Consider the following 21952-nt stretch of genomic DNA (forward strand, 5'->3'; position numbering starts at 1 on the left):
ACGCGTGTTCACTTCAGAAACCTCCCTGACGAGGCCGCGACGTTGCGGCCGAGGTGGCTGGAAGTCAACTCGGCCACACGTGCGACGTCAAGAAGTAAATCCTTAACGAGATGGCAACGGTGCCATCCGTTCTCTAAGTGAAGGCAGGCGTCGCGGTAGCGAGCGTGCCGTCCAAAAGGGTCGAATCGCCCATCTCGCTCAGCGCGAGAGCGAGCGCTCCGAGCACCTCCGCACGGCCCCCAAGTGCCCCCGGGAGAACGGACAGTTGGCGCGCCGCGCTGGGAATGGCGTAGCGGCCGACGGACTCCCTGATCGGCCCGAGCACCAGCTCACCGGCCTCGGCGAGATCACCGCCCAGGACCACTCGGCTCGGGTTCAGCAAATTGCAGAGATTGGCGACTCCACTGCCGATGTGGCGGCCGACGTCGGCGATCACCCGACGACAGCCCGGGTCTCCGTCCCTGGCCAGCCGCACGACGCCTTCCATCGTGAGGTCGGTGCCGTGGCTCGACTGGAGCAACGGGAGCACATAGCGCGCTGCCGCAAAGGTTTCCAGGCATCCGCGATTCCCGCAGCGGCAGACGGGACCGGATTCATCGAGTGTAATATGTCCGATTTCGCCTGCGGTGCCGCCGGGACCCCGGTAGATCTTGCCGTTGATCACCAGACCGGCGCCGACACCGCTCGCGACCTTGATGTACGCCAGGTCCCTGACCCCCCGGCCGCTGCCCCAGACCAGCTCGCCCAGGGCACCGAGGTTGGCGTCGTTGTCCACGTGCACGGGCACGCCGAGCCGCCCCCGCAGCTCCTCGGCGGGCTTGGTGCCGGTCCAGCCCGGCAGGATCGCGGTCGAGCCCAGGGTGCCCGACTCCACGTCGATCGGGCCGGGCACGCCGAGGCCCACCCCGGCGATCTTGGAACGATCGACGCCCGTTGCCGCAATCAGGCGATTGACCAGCTCTTCCGCCCGGTCGAAGCCCTGTGTCGAGGAGGCGTCCACGTCCAGTGGCTCGGACTCCTCGGCCAGCACCTGGTGGGCGAGGTTGCCGACGGCGACGCGCAGGTGCGTGTGCCCGAAGTCGACGCCGATGACGATGCCGGCGTCGCCGCTGAGGCTGACGCTGCGGGCCCGGCGGCCGCCCGCCGAAGTGGGCGTGACCTCGACCGTTCCGCCGTCCTTGAGCTCGCGGACGATGTTGGAGACCGTCGCCGCGGACAGGCCCGTGGTCCTCGCGATCTCCGCCTGCGTGAGGGACCCGGCCAGTCGCACGGCACGTACGACCCGCTCCAGGTTGGCTCGGTGCAGTGACGACTGCGACCCCGGAGTCTCCACGACGACCTCCTGCGCGCGGGACCGCTTCAATGAGGCCCCGTCTATGTCCAACTAGTGAACTCTAAGCTGAGCCGTTCGGGTTGCCTCCCGTCAAGAGGTTGAACCGTTTCCGGGTCCTTGGACACATAAGCGAACACGCGTGCGCGCCGCTCCCCGGGCTCGGGAGCGGCGCGCGTACGGGCGGCTGCGGAGGGCTACCTACGGCCGGGGGTCACTTCAGGGTCGCCGACGTCAGGCCCGCCTGCACCTGGCGCTGGAAGGACAGATAGACCACCAGCATGGGGATCATCGCGATGGTCACGCCCGCGAAGAGCACGGGCAGGTCGGAGGCGTAGCCCTGCTGCTGTTGCAGCTGGATGAGCCCCTGGGTGAGGACGTACCGCTCGGGGTCGCTGCCGCTCTGCGGCTGCATCAGCACGGTCGGCAGGATGAACTGGTTCCACTGGCCCAGGGTGTTGAAGATCCCGACGCTGATCAGGCCCGGCTTCGCCATCGGCAGCATCACCTGGAAGAAGGTCCGGGTGTGCGAGGCGCCGTCGAGGATCGCCGCCTCGAAGACCGCCGTCGGCAGGGTCCGGAAGAAGGCGTGCATGAAGAACACCGTGAACGGCATCGAGTAGGCGACGTACACCAGGATCAGGCCCTGGTAGGTGTTCAGCATGTCCAGCCGCTTGACCATGAAGAACAGCGGGACCAGGGCCAGGAACACGGGGAACATCGCGCCGGCGACGAAGAAGTAGTACAGCAGCCGGTTGCCCCAGAACTGGTACCGGGCCAGCACGTACGCGGCCATCGAGCCGAACAGCATGGTCAGCGGCACGGAGAAGACCAGCACGATGACCGTGTTCAGGAAGTAGTCCCCGATGCCCTTGTTCCAGGCGCGGTGGAAGACGTCGAAGGTCCAGTTCTCCGGCCAGCCGAAGGCCGAACCGCCGATCTGGGCGTCCGTCTTGAAGGAGCTCAGCACCAGCCACAGCAGTGGCAGCACGATCAGCAGGGCCCACAGGGCGAGGAAGCCGTGCGAGAAGACGTTCAGTACGACGCCCTCGCTGCGCTGGTCGCCGGGGCGGGCCGGTGTCCTGGCGACGCGCGGCTGGGGCGGAACGGTGCCGCCCTGGGCGGCGGTCTCCTTGAGAGGTGCGCTCATCGTCGTATCTCCCGCTCAGAACTCGACGCGGTCGCGGCGGGTGGCGCGCAGCATGACCACGGACAGGACCAGGGTGAGCAGCAGCATGACGACGCCCATGGCGCAGGCGTATCCGCTCTTGCCGAAGTATTGGAAGTTGCGCATCATCACCGTCGACATCACGTCGCTGTGGTGGTCCGGGCCGCCGCCGTAGGCGCCCATGTTCTGGGTCATCGAGGAGACCAGGACGAACATGTCCATCGCGACGATGCCCAGGTACACCCAGGCGGTCTGCACGGTGTCCCACAGCAGCGGCAGGGTGATGCGGAAGAAGGACTGGTTGCGGCTCGCGCCGTCGATGAGGGCGGCCTCGTAGATGTCCCTCGGGATGGACTGCATGGCGGCCGAGAACAGCACCAGGTAGAAGCCGACGCCGTGCCAGACCACGGCGATGATCAGCGCCCACAGCACCATGTCGGGCTCGTTCAGCCATTCCACGGGGTTGTCGGCACTGACCAGGCCGAGTTTGATCAGGAAACCGTTGAGCAGGCCGCCGCCGTCACTGCGGTACACCGCGTTGAACAGCACCGCGACGATCGCCAGCGACAACACCTGCGGGAAGAAGTAGATGATTTTGTAGAACTTGGATCCGGCGACGCCCTGAACTCCGCCGGCCTTGCTGCGTCCGCCCGCGTTCACCATGAAGGCGAAAAACATCGCCAGCAGGATCGTGATCACCGGAATGAAGATCAGGAACAGGATGTTGTGCCAGATGGCCTGCATGAAGACGTCGTCCTGGAACAACGCCCGATAGTTGTCGAGGCCGACGAACTTGAAGGTCTGCGACTGGCCCTTCCAGTCGGTCAGCGAATAGCCGAACGTCTGGATGTACGGCCAGATCACGAAGATCAGATAGAGCGCCACGGGAACAAACAGAAATCCCGCGACAAACCTGTACTGCCCTTTGCGCATTGGCGTTTCCTGCCCCTGGTGTCCTCCCCCGGGCCGGATTTCTCCGGCCCGGGAAACGGCGTTGCGGTCAGTCCCGGTGGTTCTTCTTGGAGGCCGGGTCCTTCGCCTGCTTGTCGACCGCGGCCTGAGCCCGCTTCAGCCACTCCTTCGGCTGGATGCGCTTGGCCATCAGCTCGTTGGACGCGGCCTCGAGGGCGGCACCCATCTCGCTGTACCACTCGGTGTACAGGAAACGGAAGGTGTTGTCGCCGGCCGCCTTGGAGGCCTCGACGGTGGACTGGGTGCCCGGGCGCAGCTTCACGCTCGGGTCGACGCCGTCCTTGAGGATGGTGAGGGAGTTGGCTTCCTTGGCGAAGAGCGTCGACCACTCCTTGGAGAGCATGCGCCGCATGAACTCCTTTGCGCCAGGCAGGTTCTTGGCCTTCGCCGGGATGATGAAGGGCTCTCCGGAACCGGCCCGGATCGCCTCGAAGGGCAGCTTGCTGTCCGGCAGCAGGGGCATCGGCATGAACTTCATGTCGAAGTCCGACGGGGTCTGCTTGAGCTGCTCGTTCTCCAGCCAGGAGCCGCAGGTGATGAAGGCGGCCTTGTACTGGTTCCAGCGGGTCTGCGACTCGGTGTGGGTGAGGCCGTTGGTGCCGGGCATCAACAGGCCCTTCTCCACGACCTCGTAGATGGCCTCGACACCGGCCTGCGCCGCGTCGGAGCCGACGAACGCCTTGGGGTCGAGGTTGTCGATCGCCTTCATCGCGTCCAGACCGCCCGTCTTGGCGATGAGGTCCATGATGGCGACGTTGATGTAGTACGGGTACTTGCCCTGGTGGGCGAGACCGCCGATGCCGTCCTTCTTGGCCGCCTGACAGACCTTGATGAAGTCGGCCCAGGTCTTGGGCTCCTCCCAGCCCTTCTCCTTGAAGAGCTTGCCGGAGTACCACAGACCCCACACGGTGTAGATGTAGTTGAGGGCGACGATCTTGCCCTCCTGCATACCCGCGTCGAGGGTGCCGGGGATGATCATGTCCCGGACCTTCTTGCTCGGGTCGTCCACGGAGGGCGCGTCGAGCACGGGTGCAAGGTCCAGCAACTGGCCGTTCTTGTACAGGACGTCGACCTTGATCTGCTGGGCGCCGGAGTCGTCCACGATGTCCGGCGGGTTGCCCGCGTTGAAGCGGGGCTGGAGCTTTCCGGTGATCTCCTGGGTGCCGGTGTGGGTGGAGGTGATGCCGAGCTTCGTCTTGAAGTTCGCCTCCCACGCCTTGGCGTAGTCGTCGCCGTAGCCGCCCTTGAAGATGACGACGTCGAGCTTGCCGTTCTTCTCGACACCGAAGGGGTTCGACTTGGACGTCTTGCCCTGGTTGTTGTCGCTCGAGTTGTCGTCGCCGCCGCCACTGGCACACGCCGACAGGAAGCTCATCGCAGGTACGGAGATCAAGCCGAGTGCGGCCGAACGCTTGATCAGATCGCGGCGGCCGACGCCCGCGCTGCCGTTGTTCTCGGCGGAAGTGGATCCCATGCTCAAGTCCTCGCCTTCTCCAGGACTCAGGCGGTGAACCGGATCCTCCCGGCACCGCGGTCAGGTCAAGCAGGGTCGTGCAGGAAGTGCGGACAGCAAAGTACGGATCGGGTGATTCGCCGACAGGTATAGTCCACTTCCCGCCAACGGAGCAAGATCGAATGCAAAGTGGGTCACGGGTCTTTTCCGAGTTGAGACCTCGCGGAAATATGAGTCGCCTGTGGCCACCTTGCCGGAAAAATCCGCGACATAGGCCCCGAATGCCACAGTCAACACCCTTGACACCACTGGCCACTTGACCCACTACTGGTCCTTGCGCGTCGAAGTTGACAACGTTGTCCAGTGAGCGCAGGGAGGGTGCTGGCGTATGCGGCACAGAGCTCGGCACAGATGGGGTCCGGCGGTCGTGATCACGGCCGCCTTTGTCATGGCGGTGGGCTCGCAGGGGGCGGCGGTCGCCCTGCCCGACGCACCGTCCAAGGCCGACCGGGGGTTCGCCTCCTCCTTCGAGGCGGGTGACCCGGCGCCCGACTGGCTCAACACCGTCGACACCGCAGCTGACGGCTCCAAGCGGGCCTCGGGCGTCGACGGCGGCTACAGCACGGGCATCCCGGGCAACGTCACCGACCACGTCACGGACGTGCGGGCGAGCGCCGAGAACACGGACGGCGGCGAGGTGAAGGAGAACCTCGTCGACGGCGAGTCCGTCACCAAGTGGCTGACCTTCGAGCCCACCGGCTGGGTCGAGTTCGACCTGGACAAGCCCGTCAAGCTGGTGACGTACGCACTCACCTCGGCCAACGACTTCGCCGAGCGCGACCCCGCGGACTGGACCCTGCAGGGCTCCACGGACGGCAAGGACTGGAAGACCGTCGACTCCCGCTCCGGCGAGTCCTTCTCCGAGCGGTTCCAGACGAAGTCGTACGACCTCGCCGAGCCGGCCGAGTACCAGCACTTCCGGCTCGACATCACCAAGAACCACGGCGCCGACATCCTGCAGCTGGCCGACGTGCAGTTCTCCACGGGCGGCAGCGGCGGTCCGGTCCCGCAGGACATGCTGTCGCTGGTCGACCGCGGCCCGGCCGGATCGCCCACCGCGAAGGCGGGCGCCGGGTTCACCGGAAAGAGGGCCCTGCGTTACGCCGGACGGCACACCGTCGACGGACGGGCGTACTCGTACAACAAGGTCTTCGACGTGAACGTGTCGGTCGGCCGGGACACCGAGCTGTCGTACCGGATCTTCCCGTCGATGGCCGACGGGGACCGCGACTACGACGCCACGAACGTGTCGGTGGATCTGGCCTTCACGGACGGCAGCCATCTGAGCAACCTGGGCGCGACGGACCAGCACGGCTTCGCGCTGTCGCCGCAGGGGCAGGGCGCCTCGAAGGTCCTCTACGTCAACCAGTGGAACAGCGTGGTCTCGCGGATCGGGTCGGTCGCGGCCGGGAAGACGGTCGACCGGATCCTGGTGGCGTACGACTCGCCGAAGGGCCCGGCGAAGTTCCGCGGCTGGCTGGACGACATCGATCTCAGGCGGGTGGCGCCCGAGAAGCCGAAGGCCCATCTCTCCGACTACGCGCTCACGACCCGCGGCACCAACTCCAGCGGCAGCTTCTCGCGCGGCAACAACTTCCCCGCGACCGCCGTGCCGCACGGCTTCAACTTCTGGACGCCGGTGACCAACGCGTCCTCGCTGAGCTGGCTGTACGACTACGCGCGTGCGAACAACGACGACAACCTGCCGACGATCCAGGCGTTCAGCGCGAGCCACGAGCCGAGCCCGTGGATGGGTGACCGGCAGACCTTCCAGGTGATGCCGTCCGCCGCGTCCGGTACGCCGGCCACCGGGCGGGAGGCGCGTGAGCTGGCGTTCCGGCACGAGAACGAGACCGCGCGGCCGTACTACTACGGGGTGCGGTTCGAGAACGGCCTGAAGGCCGAGATGACGCCGACCGACCATGCGGCGGCGCTCCGGTTCACGTATCCCGGCGACGACGCGAGCGTCGTGTTCGACAACGTGACGGAGCAGGCGGGGCTCACGCTCGACAAGGAGAACGGCATCGTCACCGGCTACTCGGACGTGAAGTCCGGGCTGTCGACGGGCGCGACCCGGCTCTTCGTCTACGGCGTCTTCGACAAGCCCGTGACGGACGGGTCGTCGAGCGGGGTCAAGGGGTTCCTGCGCTTCGACGCGGGTGACGACCACACGGTCACCCTCCGGCTCGCCACCTCGCTGATCAGCGTCGACCAGGCCAAGGACAACCTCCGCCAGGAGATCCCGGACGGCACGTCCTTCGACACGGTCAAGAACCGCGCCCAGCGCACCTGGGACAAGCTGCTCGGCAAGGTCGAGGTCGAGGGCGCGACGCCGGACCAGCTGACGACGCTGTACTCCAGCATGTACCGGCTGTACCTGTACCCCAACTCCGGTTTCGAGAAGGTGGGTTCGAAGTACCAGTACGCCTCCCCGTTCTCGCCGATGCCGGGCCCGGACACCCCGACGCACACCGGTGCGAAGATCGTGGACGGCAAGGTGTACGTCAACAACGGCTTCTGGGACACCTATCGGACGACCTGGCCGGCGTACTCCTTCCTGACGCCCTCTCAGGCGGGCGAGATGGTCGACGGGTTCGTGCAGCAGTACAAGGACGGCGGCTGGACCTCGCGCTGGTCCTCCCCCGGTTACGCGGACCTGATGACCGGCACCTCGTCGGACGTGGCATTCGCGGACGCGTACGTCAAGGGCGTGGACTTCGACGCGAAGGCGGCGTACGACGCGGCCCTGAAGAACGCGACGGTCGTGCCCCCGGCGTCCGGTGTGGGCCGCAAGGGGATGTCGACGTCCCCGTTCCTCGGCTACACCAGCACCGACACGCACGAGGGCCTGTCGTGGGCGATGGAGGGCTACAACAACGACTACGGCATCGCGAAGATGGGCCAGGCGCTCTACAAGAAGACGGGCAAGAAGCACTACAAGGAGGAGTCGGAGTACTTCCTCAACCGGGCCCAGGACTATGTGAATCTCTTCGATTCCAAGGCCGGTTTCTTCCAGGGGAAGGACGACAAGGGCGACTGGCGCGTGGACTCCGCCAAGTACGACCCGCGGGTGTGGGGTTACGACTACACGGAGACCAACGGCTGGGGCTACGCCTTCACCGCCCCGCAGGACAGCCGGGGCCTCGGCAACCTGTACGGCGGCCGAGGCAAGCTCGCGGACAAGCTGGACGAGTACTTCGCCACCCCCGAGACGGCCTCGCCCGACTTCGTCGGCTCGTACGGCGGTGTCATCCACGAGATGACGGAGGCGCGGGACGTCCGGCTGGGCATGTACGGGCACTCCAACCAGGTCGCGCACCATGTGATCTACATGTACGACGCGGCCGGGCAGCCGTACAAGGCGCAGAAGAACGTCCGCGAGGTGCTCTCGCGGCTCTACACCGGCAGCGAGATCGGGCAGGGCTACCACGGCGACGAGGACAACGGCGAGCAGTCGGCCTGGTATCTCTTCTCCGCGCTCGGCTTCTACCCGCTGGTGATGGGCAGCGGCGAATACGCCATCGGATCGCCGCTGTTCAAGAAGGCGACGGTCCATCTGGAGAACGGCGAGGACCTGGTCGTCAGGGCGCCGAACAACAGCACCAAGAACGTGTACGTGCAGGGGCTGAGGGTCAACGGCCGTACGTGGACGTCGACTTCCCTCCCCCACTCGCTGCTCGAGAAGGGTGGGGTCCTGGACTTCGACATGGGGTCGAAGCCCTCGTCGTGGGGCACCGGCAAGAACGCGGCGCCCGTGTCGATCACCCAGGACGACAAGGTGCCGACGCCGCGGTCGGACGTGCTGAAGGGTGAAGGCCCGCTGTTCGACAACACGTCGGCGACGGACGCGACGGTGACCTCCGTGGACCTGCCGGTCTCCGGTCCGGTCAAGGGGCTCCAGTACACGGTGACTTCGTCGGGCGACCACACGAAGGCACCGACCGGCTGGACGCTCCAGGGCTCGGACGACGGGACCACCTGGAAGACCCTCGACAAGCGCTCCGGCGAGTCCTTCGCGTGGGACAAGCAGACACGGGCGTTCACCGTGGGGTCCCCGGGTACGTACGGGAAGTACCGTCTGGTGCTGGATGGCGAGGCGGTCGTCTCGGAGGTCGAACTGCTCGCCTGAACAGCCGAGTTGGGGGTCCCATGCCGCTTCCCGTGCCCGTCCTGCCGGAGGGTCCCGAGGGTGTCGATCCGGCCTGGCTGCCGGACGAGGCCTTCCGGCCGATCGGCAGCCGGCGGACGCTGATCCGCGGATGGGGCCCCCTGGCGCGCACAGCGCACCAGAACGTGGCGGAGGCCTGCGCACGGTTCGGGGGACGCGTCGAGCGTGACGCGTCCCCCGGGCCGTTCGACCTGGTGCTGGAGCTGACGCCGGGCGAGGACTCGTCCGAGGCGTTCACGTACGAGCGCGGTCACGGCCGTACCACGGTCACCTCCTCGGGCCAACGCGGCCTGCTGTACGGGCTGTTCCACGTCGTGCGGCTCGGCGAGGCCGCGTTCCGCGAGGAGCGGCCTCGCGAGACACACCGCCCGGCGCTGGCACTGCGGATGCTGGACCACTGGGACAACGTGGCCGTGCACCCGGTCATGGGCCAGGTCGAGCGGGGCTACGCCGGCGGGTCGCTGTTCTGGGAGGAAGGGCGCGCACGCTGGGACCTGGACCGTGTGCTGGCCTACGGCAGGTTGCTGGCGGCGTGCGGGATCAACGCCGTGGCGGTGAACAACGTCAACGTGCACGAGACCGAGGCCCGTCTGCTGACCGACCGCATCGACGAAGTCGCGGACGTCGCCCAGGTGTTGAGGCAGTACGGGATCCGCACCCACCTGTCGGTGACCTTCGCCGCGCCGATGGTTCTCGGCGGACTGGCGGGTGCCGATCCACTCGACGATCGCGTGCGGGAGTGGTGGGCGGAGACGACCGCGCAGGTGTACCAGGCCGTCCCCGACTTCGGCGGATACGTCGTGAAGGCCGACTCGGAGGGTCAACCGGGACCTTTCACGTACGGCCGCAGTCACGCGGACGGTGCGAACATGCTCGCCGCCGCGCTCGCCCCGCACGTCGGCACCGTGCACTGGCGGGCCTTCGTCTACGACCACCGCCAGGACTGGCGGGACCGGACGACCGACCGGGCGCGGGCCGCGTACGACCATTTCCTGCCGCTGGACGGGGAGTTCGCACCGAACGCGGTGCTCCAGGTGAAGCACGGGCCGATGGACTTCCAGGTGCGGGAGCCGGTCTCGCCGCTGATCAGTGCCATGTCACATACCAGGCTCGCGGTGGAGCTTCAGGCCACCCAGGAGTACACCGGGCAGCAACAGCACGTGTGCTGGCTGGGGCCGATGTGGAGCGAGGTGCTGCGGTTCGGTTCCGAAGAGGGCCTGCCCCTCGAGGAGTTGGTGGCCGTCTCCAACGTGGGCGACGACCCGTTCTGGACCGGGCATCCGCTCGCCCAGGCCAACCTCTACACCTTCGGGCGGCTCGCCTGGCAGCCGCAGGCGGATCCGGCCGGGATCCTCGACGAGTGGATCGGGCTCACCTTCCCGTCCGCTCCGCAGCGGCTGATCGACGGACTGCACTCCGTGCTCGACGGCTCGTGGCGGACGTACGAGAAGTACACCGCACCGCTCGGGGTGGGTTTCATGGTGCAGCCGGGGCATCACTACGGGCCGAGCGTCGACGGCTACGAGTACAGCCCTTGGGGGACCTACCACTTCGCCGACCGGGACGGCATCGGCGTCGACCGGAGCGTGGCGAGCGGGACCGGGTACGCGGGGCAGTACGCCAAGCCGTGGGCCGAGGTGTACGAGTCGCCGGAGACGTGCCCGGACGAACTGCTGCTGTTCTTCCACCATGTGCCGTACGGGCACGTGCTGAAGAGCGGGAAGACCGTGATCCAGCACATCTACGACACGCACTTCGAGGGCGTGGCGGAGGTGGAGGAGGCCGTGGAGGTGTGGGCCTCGCTGGCCGGTCTGGTGGAGCCGGGGCGCCACGCGCGGGTGGCGGAGCGGTACGAGGAGCAGCTCCGGAGTGCCCGCGAGTGGCGCGATCAGATCAACAGTTACTTCTTCCGGAAGTCCGGGGTGCCGGATGCGCAGGGGCGGTTGATCTACTGAAGGTCGTCCATTGAAGGTCGTCTACTGAACGCGCAGGACCGCGACGCCCAGCGGGTCGAGGGCGAGCTGGTCCCGCGCCTCGATCTGCTTGCCGGTCAGGAGGTCGGTCGCCGTCGCGTGCGCCGTCAACTGGGCCGGTTCCTGGGCGTGGTTGAGGAGGAAGAGGAGACGGGTGCCGTCCGGGGCGACGCGGTGCGCGGTCTCCACGGTGGGGTGGTCCGCGTACGGGCCGAGCAGTCCGTGCCGGGTGAGGATGCGGCGTACGACATGGTCGACGCCCGGCTGGTCCAGCGCCGTGGCGACGTACCAGGCCTCGCCCTCCCCGTACTCGTGTCTGGTCACCGCCGGGGTGCCCGCGTAGAAGTCGGTGCCGTATGTGGCGATGGTTTCCGCGCCGCGCGGCAGCACGATCTCGAAGACGAGCCGGGCCGCTGCCTCCAGTTCGGGGACGGACTGCACGAACTCCGGTGGGCGGGCGTCCCATTCGTCGACCCGGATGCCCATCAGGTCGGCGAGCGGGCCCGGGACGTCGGTGAGGAACGCGCGGTCGTGTTCGTCGACCCGGCCGGAGAGGAAGGTGGTCAGGACCGTGCCGCCCCGTGCGGCCACCGCCTCGAGGCGGCCGGCGAGGCCGCCCTTGACCATGTGCAGGACGGGGGCGAGGACCACGTCGTAGGGGGTGAGGTCGGCGGTCTGCGGTACGACGTCCACGTCGGCGCCGGCCTCGCGGGCGGCTCGGTAGTAGCTGTGGACCACGTCCGGGTACTTGACCAGCCGGGACGGGCCGTCGGAGATCTCCAGGGCCCACCAGCTGTCCCAGTCGAAGAGCAGGGCGGTGCGGGCGGGGGTGCGGGCGCCGAGGGTCGCGGGGCCGAGGAGCTCCAACTCCCCTCCCAGGTCGGCCACTTCGCGGAACACGCGGGTGTCGTCCCGGCCCGCGTGGCCGATGACCGCCCCGTGGTACTTCTCGCAGGCTCCGCGCGAGGCGCGCAGCTGGAAGTACAGGGCCGCGTCGGCGCCGTGGGCGATCGCCTGGAAGGTGGTGAGGCGGAGTTCGCCGGGGCGTCTGAGCGGGTTGACGTCACGGCAGGCCGTCGTCGACGGGGTCTGTTCCATCAGCCAGAAAGGGGCGCCGTCCTTGAGCCCCCTCATCAGGTCGTGGGCGAGGGCGGGGCGGGTCGGCGGGGCGTCCAGGGGCGGGTAGTTGTCCCAGGAGGCGAAGTCCAGGTGGGGCGCCCAGCGGTGGTGGTCGAGGGGGCGGAACAGGCCCATGAAGTTGGTGGTGACCGGCGTCTCGGGGTCGTGCCGGCGGATCGCCTCCTTCTCGGCGAGGAAGCAGCCGAGCAGGGCGTCGGTGGTGAAGCGGAAGTAGTCGAGGGTGGTGCCCTGGAAGGCGGTGTGGTCGGGGCCGCGCCAGTGCTCGGTTAGGGCGTTCGGGGGTTCGATCTCGGCGAAGTCGGTGTAGCGGTGCGACCAGAAGGTGGTGCACCAGGCGTCGTTGAGGGCGTCGAGGGTGACGTACTTGTGCCGCAGCCAGTCCCGGAAGGCCTCGGCGCACTGGTCGCAGTAACAGGCGCCGCCGTACTCGTTGTTGATGTGCCAGGCGAGCAACGCAGGGTGGTCCGCATACCGTTCGGCGAGGCGGGCCGCCATCGCGGTCGACAGGCGGCGGTACGCGGGTGAGCTCGGGCAGAAGTTGTGGCGCTGGCCGTAGCGGTGGCGGCGGCCCTCGAAGTCGGTGCGGTTGACCTCGGGGTACTTCTTGGCGAGCCAGGGCGGGAGGGCCGCGGTTCCGGTGGCCAGGCAGACGTTTCTGTTCTCCGCCGCCGCCCGGTCGAGGATGCGGTCGAGGACCGTGAAGTCGTAGGTGTCCTCGGCGGGTTGGGTGAGGGACCAGGAGAAGACGCCGACGGTGAGGGTGTCGATGCCGGCCTGGGTGAACAGACGGTGGTCCTCGTCCCAGACGTCCTCGGGCCACTGCTCGGGGTTGTGGTCGCCGCCGTACGGGATCTTCGGGGTGCGGGGCGCGGTCATGCGGTGAAGTCCTCCTGGGTCTCGGCGATCACCGGGCGGCTGCCGTGCAGCAGGGAGAGCAGCAGCGGGGCGGCCAGCAGCGCGGGCAGGGCCTCGGTCAGCAGGGCGGTTCCGGCGGCGGACAGGACGAGCAGGGAGGCCGCGGCGAGGGTGGCCCGGCCGTGCCGGAACAGGAAGTACCCGGCCAGGCGCACGGTGTCGCGGGCGCGGAAGGTGAAGAGGGAGGTCAGGACGAGGGCGTGGGCGCCCCAGAGGAGGGAGGCGAGGCCGATCGCTGCGAGCAGCAGCGCCCACCAGCCGGGCAGGCCCGTCGCCGAGAAGTGGGTGAGCGTGAACGCGATCACGGTGAGCCAGGCGAGCAGGGGCGTCCAGAGTTTCAGGACCGGGAGCGCGTTGAGCCGCCAGCCACGCGCGAAGGTACGGGCCGGGTGCAGGTCGGTGAGGTCGCGGGCGCGGTGGTGGAGGGCGTACAGCGCGGCGGACAGGGCCGGACCGAGCGGGAGCAGGGATACGGCGGCCAGGGGGAGGTTGGAGGGCTCGGGCCCCAGGAGGAACAGCACCGCCAGGCCCGGTGAGGCCGCCGCGAGCAGCAGAACCTCGACGGTGACCAGCGTGTGGACCAGGGCTGCGGCGCGGGAGAGGGGGCCGTCGCCGAAGGAGGCGGCGGCCGCGGGGGCGCTGCTCACCCGTTCTCCTTCCTGAAGCGCTCGTACGCCTTGTTGTGGAGGTCCACGAGCTGCTGCATGTTCTTGGCCTTCAACTCGGTGATGTAGGAACCCCATTCGGACATCGGGCGCTTGCCGAGGACGAACTTGAGGGTGTTCTGGATGGCGTGGTCCTTGAGCGGGGTGTCCCAGAGCGTCGCCTGCTCCTGCTCCGCGGACTGCAGCGGGTGTGCCGGGTCGACGGGCAGCTGCTCGCGCTGGGACATAACCTCCTGGAACTTCTTCTCGTCCGGGCCGAAGGAGGAGGAGACCAGCTTCCAGCTGCCGCCGTAGGTGAAGACGCCGTTGAAGAACCCGAAGTCCTTCTGGAGGTCCTTGGGGGCGTCCGGGTCGGAACCCATGAGGGAGATGCCGGGCTCCAGCTCGTAGGTGTCGCCGGACTTGGTGTAAGTGACGCCCTTGACGCCCCACTTGCAGAACTCCTGGCCCTCGTCCGCGTACCAGAGCCAGTCCACGAACTGCATGAGCGCGACGAAGGTGTCGCTCCCCAGGGCCTTGCTGGAGACCATGATGCCGTTCTCCAGCCGGATGCCGCTGAGCACGACGGGGCCGGCCGGTCCGAGGGGCACCGGCACCATCTCGATCTTCGCGCCCTTGACCTGCTTTTGCAGGTTGTAGCGGTAGTTCTGCACCAGCTCCTGCGGATTGGCGCTGATCACGTACGACTTCTCGGCCAGCAGCTTCTGCACGGCCTGGTCGTCCTGCTGGGTGAAGCTCTCCGGGTCGAGCAGCTTCTCGGCGACGAGCCTTCTCAGGTACTCGACCATCGCGCGGTAGTCGTCCTGCGCGGCGGTGAAGACGAACTTCTTCGCCTTGGTGTCGAAGCTGATGTTGTCGTACGACCAGCCGGCCCTGACCCCGTACGCCTGGCCGAGGTAGCTGAACAACGCGCCGCACGGGAACGGGGTGTTGGTGCTCCAGCGGTCGGTCCAGGGGTACTTGTCGGGGTACTCCGCCTTGAGCGCCTTCAGGACGTCGTACACCTCGTCCCAGGTGGTCGGCAGGCTCAGGCCGTGCTTGTCGAGGACGTCCGTGCGGAAGGACAGCGAGTAGCCGGCCTTGGGCTTCTCGTGCAGTCCGGGCAGCAGGTAGTACTTGCCGTCGGACTGGCGGATGGAGTCGAGCTCGGGCTCGAGCTTCCACTTCTTCACCTTGGCCCCGTAGTTGGGCATCAGGTGCGCGTAGTCGCTGACCGGGAGGATCGCGCCGGACGAGACGAAGGCGACCTCGGAGGGGTGGTACGTCTTGGGGATCAGGAAGGGGGCGTCGCCCGCGCCGATGAGGACGCTGCGCTTCTTCTCGTAGTCCGCGAGCGGGACGTCGAGGGGCTTGACGGTGATCCCGGTGCGCTTGGTGACCTCCTTCCAGAACAGCCAGCTGCCCTTGAGGGGGTAGACCGGGTTGTCGTTGTGCAGCATCGAGAAGGACATCGGCTTCGCCGCCTTGAACTGCCGGCCGGCGCGGTACTCCTTCATCGCGCCGTTCTGCTTCTTGGAGAGATCCTTGGAATCACCTCCGTCGTCGCCGCTGCCGCAGCCGGTGAGGGTGGCGAGGCCGATGAAGCCGGCGGCCGCCAGGATCTGACGCCGCGACAGCTGTCCTTGGTTCTGCACGGGAACTCCTTTGTTCCGTAGGTCAGTTGAGGGGACGTCAGCCCTTGACCGCGCCGAGCATCACGCCCGAGACGAAGTAGCGCTGGACGAACGGATACACGCAGATGACCGGCAGGGCGGTGAGCACGATGGTGACCGCCTGGATGCTCGCGCCGACCTGGCTCAGCTGCTCGGTGGTGGCTCCGGCGTTGCCGCCGCCGGTGGCGCCCGCGATGAGGTTGCGCAGATAGACCGTGACCGGCATCAGGTCGGTGCGGTCCATGTAGAGGAAGGCGCTGAACCAGGAGTTCCAGAAGGACACCGAGTAGAAGAGCACCATCGTCGCGACGACCGCCTTGGACAGCGGCAGCACGATCCTGAGGAGGATGCCGTAGGTGCTCAGTCCGTCGATCTGCGCGGCCTCCTCCAGTTCGGTCGGCAGGCTCTCGAAGAAGGCCTTCATCACCAGGAGGTTGAAGACGCTGATCGCGTTGGGCAGCGCGATCGCCCACACGCTGTTCTTCAGGCCGAAGGTGGTGATCAGCACGTAGTTGGGGATCAGGCCGCCGGTGAAGAACATGGTGAAGACCGCGACGCCGATGAGCGTGGTGCGACCCTTGAGGTGCTTCTTCGACAGGACGTAGGCGTAACAGGTCGTCAGGACCATGGCCACGGCCGTGGACACGACCGTGTAGAGCACGGTGTTGCCGTAGTTCCGCCAGAACATCGAGTCCTGGAAGACGATTCTGTACGTCGTGAGGTTGAACCCCTTGGGCCACAGGGTCACTTCACCGGCCCGGATCTGGCGCTCCCCGCTGAAGGACCGGGCGACGATGTTGGCGAACGGGTACAGGGTCACGACCACGACGAAGGTGAGGATCACCCCGTTGACGCCCTGGAAGACACGGTGGGAACGGCTCGGCTTCACCACAGGCTGGTCCCCACTGTGCGGCGCGAGAGCTGGTTGGCGGACGTGATCAGGACCAGGCCGATGATCGCCTCGAACAGGCCGATGGCGGCCGCGTAACTGAAGCTGTTGGACTCGACACCGGCCCGGTAGACGTACGTCGAGATCACGTCGGCGGTCGGGTAGGTCAGCGGGTTGTACAGCAGCAGGACCTTCTCGAAGCCGACCGCCATGAACGTGCCGACGTTCAGGATCAGCAGCGTGATCATGGTGGGCCGGATGCCGGGCAGGGTGACGTGCCAGATCTGCTGCCAGCGGTTCGCGCCGTCGATGCGTGCGGCCTCGTACAGCTCCTCGTCGATCGTGGTGAGCGCGGCGAGGTAGAGGATCGTGCCCCAGCCCGCCGTCTGCCAGATCTCCGAGCCGACGTAGATCGTGCGGAACCACTCGGGTTCCTGGATGAAGCGGATCGGGTCGTGCCCGAACCAGCCGAGGACGTGGTTGACCGGCCCGTCGGTGGCGAGCATCTGCATCGTGATCCCCGCGACGATCACCATCGACAGGAAGTGCGGAAGGTACGACACCGACTGCACGAACCGCTTCAGGGAGCGCCGGCGCACCTCGTTCAGCAGCAGAGCCAGGACGATCGGGATCGGGAAGCAGAAGACGAGCGTGAGCCCGCCGAGCCACAGCGTGTTCCGGAACACCTGCCAGAACGTCGGATCGCTCAGGAACATGCGCACATAGCGCAGCCCCACCCACTCCTCGCCGAACATCGAGCCGCCCGGCTCGAAGCGGCGGAAGGCGATCACATTGCCGATCATCGGCAGATAGCGGAAGACCAGGAAGAACAGCAACGGCAGCAGGGCAAGCGAGTACAGCTGCCAGTCGCGGCGCAGCGCCCGCCGCAGGCCGCTGCGCGGAGCCGAGTGGGTGACAGCTCTCGGCGGCTCCTGGAGGTCGGACGGGGGAGAGGCCGACTTGACGGAGGTGCTCATTGCTCGGTCCTCTCATGACGGAGGCATGGAACCGAAACTTTCGAGCTCTTACCGGTAACTTCGCGGCAACCTAGAGGCACTTAGAAAGCGCTGTCAATGGGTCACGCAGGAGATGCCCGAGGCGGATGTGCGGTGTTGGAACCCTCTGAGGACGGGGTAGAACACGGAAGTTCGCTTCTGCGGTTCCGCAAGTTTCCATCACCGGACCGACTCCTGCGAGGTGCCGCCGTGCCCGCGTTCGACCTGCCACTGCCCGAGCTGGAGCGCCATCGTCCGGAGCCCGAAGAGCCCGCCGACTTCGACGAGTTCTGGCAGGACACCCTCAAGGACGCGGCCCAGTGGGACCCGTTGGTGTCGGTGCGGGTGGTGGAGACCGGGCTACGGCTGACGGAGACCTTGGACGTCACGTTCCGGGGCTTCGCCGGGGGTCCCGTGCGCGCCTGGTTCAGCCGTCCGGCGAGGTCCCGCGAACCCCTCCCCGCCGTCGTCGAGTTCGCGGGTTACGGGCGCGGCCGCGGCCTGCCACACGAGCGGCTGACCTGGGTGAACGCCGGATACGCGCATCTACTCATGGACAACCGCGGTCAGGGCGACCAGTACGGCTGCGGCGGCGACACACCCGACCCGCAGGCGTCCGCCGCGCCGGGCGGACCGGGCCCGGTGGTACGGGGCCTGCTCGCCCGGCAGGACTACCACTACCGCCGGCTGATCACGGACGCCGCCCGTGCGGTGGCGGCGGTGCGCGCACTGCCGGGCGTGGACGCGCGACGGACGGCGGTCGTCGGCAACAGCCAGGGCGGCGGACTCGCCCTGGCCGTCGCGGGGTTGCTGCCGGACCTGAGGGCGGCCCTGGTCACCGCGCCTTTCCTGTGCGGCATCCGGCGGGCCCTCGACCTCACCGACGCGAGCCCGTACGGCGAGATCGCGGCCTACCTCGCCGTCCACCGGGGCGCCGAGTCGGCCGCGTACCGCACCCTGTCCTACGTGGAGGGCATCTCCTTCGCCCGCCGCGCCCACGCCCCGGCCCATTTCGGGGTCGGCCTGCGCGACACCGTGTGCCCGCCGAGCGGGGCGTACGCCGCGTTCAACCGGTACGGGGAGCTGACCGGCGCGGACCCCCGCAAGGAGATCCACGCCTATCCGTACAACGGCCACGAGGGCGGCGACGCGGTACACGTGCGCCGCCAACTCGACTGGCTGTCCGGCGTGTTGGAGATCAGCTCGTCGCGAGGGTGAACACGTGCAGGTCCGTGTTCTGCGGCAGCTTCACGCCCGCGATCGTCTTGCCCGCCGGTGCCTCGAAGGGCTTGGTGGCGAAGACGTACGTCGCCACCGGGTCCTTGTCCGCGCCCGCGACATTCCGGTACGCGGTCTTGGCGACGACCTCGTTGCCGTACTGGACGGTGCCGCCGCCTCCGCCGACGGTCCAGTCGGTGAAGGACAGGTCGACCGTGTCGGTGCTGCCGTCGGTGTAGGTGACGGTGGCCTTGGTCTGCTGGTTGCCGTTGACCGCGCTGCCGATGAAGGACAACTTGGCTGCCGGGTCGGCGAGTTCGACGGTCTGGCCGTCCGCGGAGACGTTGTCCGGTCGGGCGTCCGGCGAGTTGGGCCAGGTGAAGGCGAGCCCGTCGACGGTGCCTTGGCCGCCCGGCGTGAGACCGGCCGCCGAGAGCGCCTGACGGGAGTAGCTCCAGCCACCGCCGTCGTAGTCGGCCTCGTCGTGGTCGCCCTCGTCGTCCGAGACGCCGGTGTTGTTGTAGGCGGCGAGGAGGGTGCCGGGAGCGGCGACGGTGAGGGCGACGGGCTGCTCGTAGGAGGTGTCGCCGGAGGTCACCGTGACCTTGGCGTCGTAGAAGCCCTGTTTCATGTCCTTGGCGGAGCCGAGGGTGATCTCCTGGGAGCCGTCGACCACCGTCCCTTCGGCGGGAGTTGCAGTGATCCCTTCCGGTACGTCGACCTTGAACCGCACCTCGGGCCCGGCGCCCCCGCTCATCGACAGCGCACGGATGCCGACCTTGGCGCTCCCGCCCGGCTCGATGGTCGCCGTGGTCGGGCCGACACCGATCTGGTACGGCTGCTCGCCCTCGCGGAAGGAAGGCGGCGCGTCGGAGGGGTCGCTGCCCCAGGTCCTGTCGGGCGTACCGGAGAGCGTGTAGTCGAGCCTGCCGCCGTCCCGCACAAGGGAGGCGGGCAGCCAAGGCCGTTCGCTGGTACGGCCGTTGACCTTGAGGGAGTTGATGTACGGAGCGTCGGCGGCGGCGCCCTCCGCGCGGATGGAGATGTCGTTGCCGTGGGGCCGGTCGATCTCGATGCGCGGGAACAGCGGTGAGGCGAGGGCGAGTTCGGCGCGGGACGGGACCTGCGGGTACATGCCGAGGGAGGAGAAGACGTACCAGGAGGACATCGCGCCGAGGTCGTCGTTGCCGGGGATACCGCCGGGCTGCGTCGACCAGAGCTGCTTCATCGCTGCGCGGACGGTCTCCTGCGCCTTGTAGGGAGCGCCCGCGTAGTCGTACAGGTAAGGCACGTTGATCGACGGCTCGTTGTCCAGCTCGGACTTGTCGCCGCCACTGCCGGTGAAGGCCCAGCCGCCGTCGGCGTCGTGGAAGAAGGTGTCGAGGCGCTTCACGGAGGCGTCACGGCCACCCATCGCGGCGAACAGGCCGGCCGGGTTGTGCTGGACCATCCAGGTGTACTGGGCGGCCGTACCCTCGACGAACCCGTTGCCGGTGGCCGGGGTGAAGCCGGTGACCCAGCTGCCGTCGGCCTTTCGGTTGGCGATGTAGCCGCCGGTGGGGTCGGCCGCGATGTTGAAGTTGTTCTGCCACCACTGGGAGCGCTTGGCGAAGGCGGCCGCGGTGTCCTTCTCCCCTGCCGCGGTGGCGAGTTGGGAGAGGGAGAAGTCGGCACCGGACATCTCGAGGGTCTCGGCGGCGCCGCCCCAGGCGTTGGAGACGGATGGCATGTAGTGCAGCTTCAAGTACTTGTCGAGCGAGGGGCGTTGGCCGACGGACAGTACCGGCTTCCCGGCCGACGACAGGTCCTGTTCCGTCGGCACGGTCGCCGCCTGGACCAGTGACTTGAGGGCGCCGCGCAGGTCGAAGTCCGTGCCGCCGAAGGCGCGGATGCCGGCCAGGGCGGTGGGCGAGGGGTCGCCGTTCATGATGTGGGTGCCGCCCGCGCCGTGCAGCCAGCGGTCCCACACGCCGCCGTTCTGCTGGGCGAGTTCGTACAGGGACTGCGCGATGTCGGAACCGGTGCGCGGGTTGAGGAGGGTCAGCAGCTGCACCTGGTCCCGGTACACGTCCCAGCCGGAGAAGGTGCCGTACTGCGCCTGATGGCCCTTGCCGACGGTGTGGACCTTGCCGTCACTCCCCCGATATCTGCGGTCGGCGTCACTGATGACGTTCGGGTGGAGGAGCGCGTGGTAGAGCGCGGTGTAGAAGGTGGTGCGCTCGTCGTCGGTACCGCCGCCGACCCGGATGGCGTCCAGCTGATCGCGCCAGGCGCGGTGGGCGGCGTCCTGCACCGAGCCGAAGGAGCGGTACGGCGGGTTCTCGGCGGCGAGATTGGCCTCGGCGCCCGCCTGACTGACGTACGAGATACCGACCTTGGCGCCCACGGGGCCGTCGCCGGGCTCGAACTCGACGTAGCCGCCGGCGCCCTTGCCGGCGACGGGACGTCCGCCGCTCGAGAAGCCGCCGGTGCCGCCGCTCGCGGAGGTCGAACCCGGGCTGAGCCTGTCGTCCTGCCAGGTGCCGGTGGCCTTGAAGGCGCGGTCGAAGCGGGCGGTGAAGTACAGGGTGTAGTAGGCGCGTTGGCCTTCGGGGTCGAGGTAACCGCAGAAGTTCCCGGAGGTGACGGAGCCCGAGACCGTACGCGTCGCCGGGTCGATGGTGACCGACGAATCGGTCGAGCCCACCTCGGAGTTGGCGGTGCGGATGAGGAGGGAGGCGGGCTTGTCGGCCGGATACGTGAACCGGGCCGACCCGGTGCGATCGGTCGCGGTGAGATCGGCCGTGACCCCCGACGCCAGTGCGACCTTGTAGTGGCCGGGCTCGGCGGTCTCGTCGGCGTGGCTGAAGTCGGAGGCGTAGACGGCGTCCTTGGTGTCGCTCGCGGGCGACGACGTGACGTCACCGGCGTACGGGAAGAACGGGATGTCGCCGCTGCCGCCCGCGCAGCCCGTGCCCGACATGTGGGTCAGGCTGAAGCCGCGGATGCGGGTGGCGTCGTACTGGTAACCGCCGGGCGCGGCGGTGCGGGTGGCGTCGCCTCTGGTGTTCTCCGGGCTCCAGGAGAGCATGCCGAACGGGGTGACGGCGCCCGGGAAGACGTTGCCGCCGTTCCTGGTGCCGATGAGCGGGTCGACGTACGAGGTCGGGTCCCGGACGAGATCCGGTGGGGCGGCGGTCGCCGCCAGGGCGGGGGTGGCACCGCCGACCGCGAGCACCGCGGCCAGCAGCAATGACGTAGGACGGAAACGCATGACGCGGCCCCTCCTCCTTCGGACGGGTCGCGCACCACAGGTCGCACAAGCCGCAGGGACAGTAGCGTGCGCCACGCGTACCACGGAAGAGTGCGTACGGA

13 protein-coding genes are annotated in these 21952 nt (G+C 68.0%); 3 read left to right on the forward strand and 10 right to left on the reverse strand.

The genetic code is table 11. From position 1 onward, the window contains the following. Positions 1-133: 133 nt before the first annotated feature. The 4 genes from ACFY1L_RS15750 to ngcE form a co-directional block, all read right to left on the reverse strand. Positions 134-1333: an ROK family transcriptional regulator gene (locus ACFY1L_RS15750; protein ID WP_388823589.1), complete on the reverse strand. Its 1200-nt coding sequence runs from the start codon at positions 1331-1333 to the stop codon at positions 134-136. Positions 1334-1544: 211 nt separating this feature from the next. Further along, positions 1545-2480, reverse strand: coding sequence for a carbohydrate ABC transporter permease (locus ACFY1L_RS15755; protein WP_388823591.1), 936 nt, complete (start codon positions 2478-2480; stop codon positions 1545-1547). A 15-nt stretch (positions 2481-2495) separates the two neighbouring features. Further along, complete coding sequence (locus ACFY1L_RS15760; protein WP_388823593.1) at positions 2496-3431, reverse strand: carbohydrate ABC transporter permease; 936 nt, start codon at positions 3429-3431, stop codon at positions 2496-2498. Positions 3432-3498: 67 nt separating this feature from the next. Then, positions 3499-4944: an N-acetylglucosamine/diacetylchitobiose ABC transporter substrate-binding protein gene (gene ngcE, locus ACFY1L_RS15765; RefSeq protein WP_388823595.1), complete on the reverse strand. Its 1446-nt coding sequence runs from the start codon at positions 4942-4944 to the stop codon at positions 3499-3501. Positions 4945-5311: 367 nt separating this feature from the next. Here ngcE and ACFY1L_RS15770 point away from each other — a divergent pair, with 367 nt between their 5' ends. Both ACFY1L_RS15770 and ACFY1L_RS15775 read left to right on the forward strand, forming a co-directional pair. Next, entirely contained in the window at positions 5312-9112 is a 3801-nt protein-coding gene (locus ACFY1L_RS15770; protein ID WP_388823597.1) for a GH92 family glycosyl hydrolase, read from the forward strand. A 20-nt stretch (positions 9113-9132) separates the two neighbouring features. After that, entirely contained in the window at positions 9133-11106 is a 1974-nt protein-coding gene (locus ACFY1L_RS15775) for an alpha-glucuronidase (RefSeq protein ID WP_388823599.1), read from the forward strand. A 21-nt stretch (positions 11107-11127) separates the two neighbouring features. Here ACFY1L_RS15775 and ACFY1L_RS15780 read toward each other — a convergent pair whose 3' ends face one another. The 5 genes from ACFY1L_RS15780 to ACFY1L_RS15800 are packed head-to-tail and all read right to left on the reverse strand — an operon-like array spanning position 11128 to position 17362. Continuing rightward, on the reverse strand, positions 11128-13140 hold the full coding sequence (locus tag ACFY1L_RS15780; RefSeq protein ID WP_388823601.1) for a beta-galactosidase: 2013 nt from the start codon (positions 13138-13140) through the stop codon (positions 11128-11130). Beyond that, positions 13137-13826: a hypothetical protein gene (locus ACFY1L_RS15785; protein WP_388823603.1), complete on the reverse strand. Its 690-nt coding sequence runs from the start codon at positions 13824-13826 to the stop codon at positions 13137-13139. The genes ACFY1L_RS15780 and ACFY1L_RS15785 overlap by 4 nt, the downstream gene beginning before the upstream one ends. Next, the gene (locus tag ACFY1L_RS15790; RefSeq protein ID WP_388823605.1) at positions 13823-15478 is read right to left on the reverse strand and encodes an extracellular solute-binding protein; all 1656 of its coding nucleotides are present in this window, start codon (positions 15476-15478) and stop codon (positions 13823-13825) included. The genes ACFY1L_RS15785 and ACFY1L_RS15790 overlap by 4 nt, the downstream gene beginning before the upstream one ends. A 37-nt stretch (positions 15479-15515) precedes the next feature. Continuing rightward, positions 15516-16388 carry a carbohydrate ABC transporter permease gene (locus ACFY1L_RS15795; protein ID WP_388823607.1) on the reverse strand — a complete coding sequence of 291 codons (873 nt, stop codon included), beginning with the start codon at positions 16386-16388 and terminating at the stop codon, positions 15516-15518. Beyond that, positions 16382-17362: an ABC transporter permease gene (locus ACFY1L_RS15800; protein WP_388823609.1), complete on the reverse strand. Its 981-nt coding sequence runs from the start codon at positions 17360-17362 to the stop codon at positions 16382-16384. Before ACFY1L_RS15800 ends, ACFY1L_RS15795 begins: the two co-directional genes overlap by 7 nt. 228 nt (positions 17363-17590) lie before the next feature. Between ACFY1L_RS15800 and ACFY1L_RS15805 the strand changes: the two genes are divergently transcribed. Beyond that, positions 17591-18598, forward strand: coding sequence for an acetylxylan esterase (locus tag ACFY1L_RS15805; protein ID WP_388823611.1), 1008 nt, complete (start codon positions 17591-17593; stop codon positions 18596-18598). Here ACFY1L_RS15805 and ACFY1L_RS15810 read toward each other — a convergent pair. Continuing rightward, positions 18579-21851, reverse strand: coding sequence for a GH92 family glycosyl hydrolase (locus tag ACFY1L_RS15810; RefSeq protein ID WP_388823613.1), 3273 nt, complete (start codon positions 21849-21851; stop codon positions 18579-18581). The two genes, ACFY1L_RS15805 and ACFY1L_RS15810, sit on opposite strands and share 20 nt — an antisense overlap. Positions 21852-21952: the final 101 nt, after the last annotated feature.

This window comes from Streptomyces sp. NPDC001663 (genome assembly GCF_042893105.1).
Taxonomy (GTDB): Bacteria; Actinomycetota; Actinomycetes; order Streptomycetales; family Streptomycetaceae; genus Streptomyces.

Coding starts and splice junctions, on each gene's coding strand:
- ACFY1L_RS15770 (WP_388823597.1), top strand. CDS start 5,312: ATGCGGCACAGAGCTCGGCACAGATGGGGTCCGGCGGTCGTGATCACG.
- ngcE (WP_388823595.1), bottom strand. CDS start 4,944: ATGGGATCCACTTCCGCCGAGAACAACGGCAGCGCGGGCGTCGGCCGC.
- ACFY1L_RS15760 (WP_388823593.1), bottom strand. CDS start 3,431: ATGCGCAAAGGGCAGTACAGGTTTGTCGCGGGATTTCTGTTTGTTCCC.
- ACFY1L_RS15800 (WP_388823609.1), bottom strand. CDS start 17,362: ATGAGCACCTCCGTCAAGTCGGCCTCTCCCCCGTCCGACCTCCAGGAG.
- ACFY1L_RS15775 (WP_388823599.1), top strand. CDS start 9,133: ATGCCGCTTCCCGTGCCCGTCCTGCCGGAGGGTCCCGAGGGTGTCGAT.
- ACFY1L_RS15755 (WP_388823591.1), bottom strand. CDS start 2,480: ATGAGCGCACCTCTCAAGGAGACCGCCGCCCAGGGCGGCACCGTTCCG.
- ACFY1L_RS15810 (WP_388823613.1), bottom strand. CDS start 21,851: ATGCGTTTCCGTCCTACGTCATTGCTGCTGGCCGCGGTGCTCGCGGTC.
- ACFY1L_RS15780 (WP_388823601.1), bottom strand. CDS start 13,140: ATGACCGCGCCCCGCACCCCGAAGATCCCGTACGGCGGCGACCACAAC.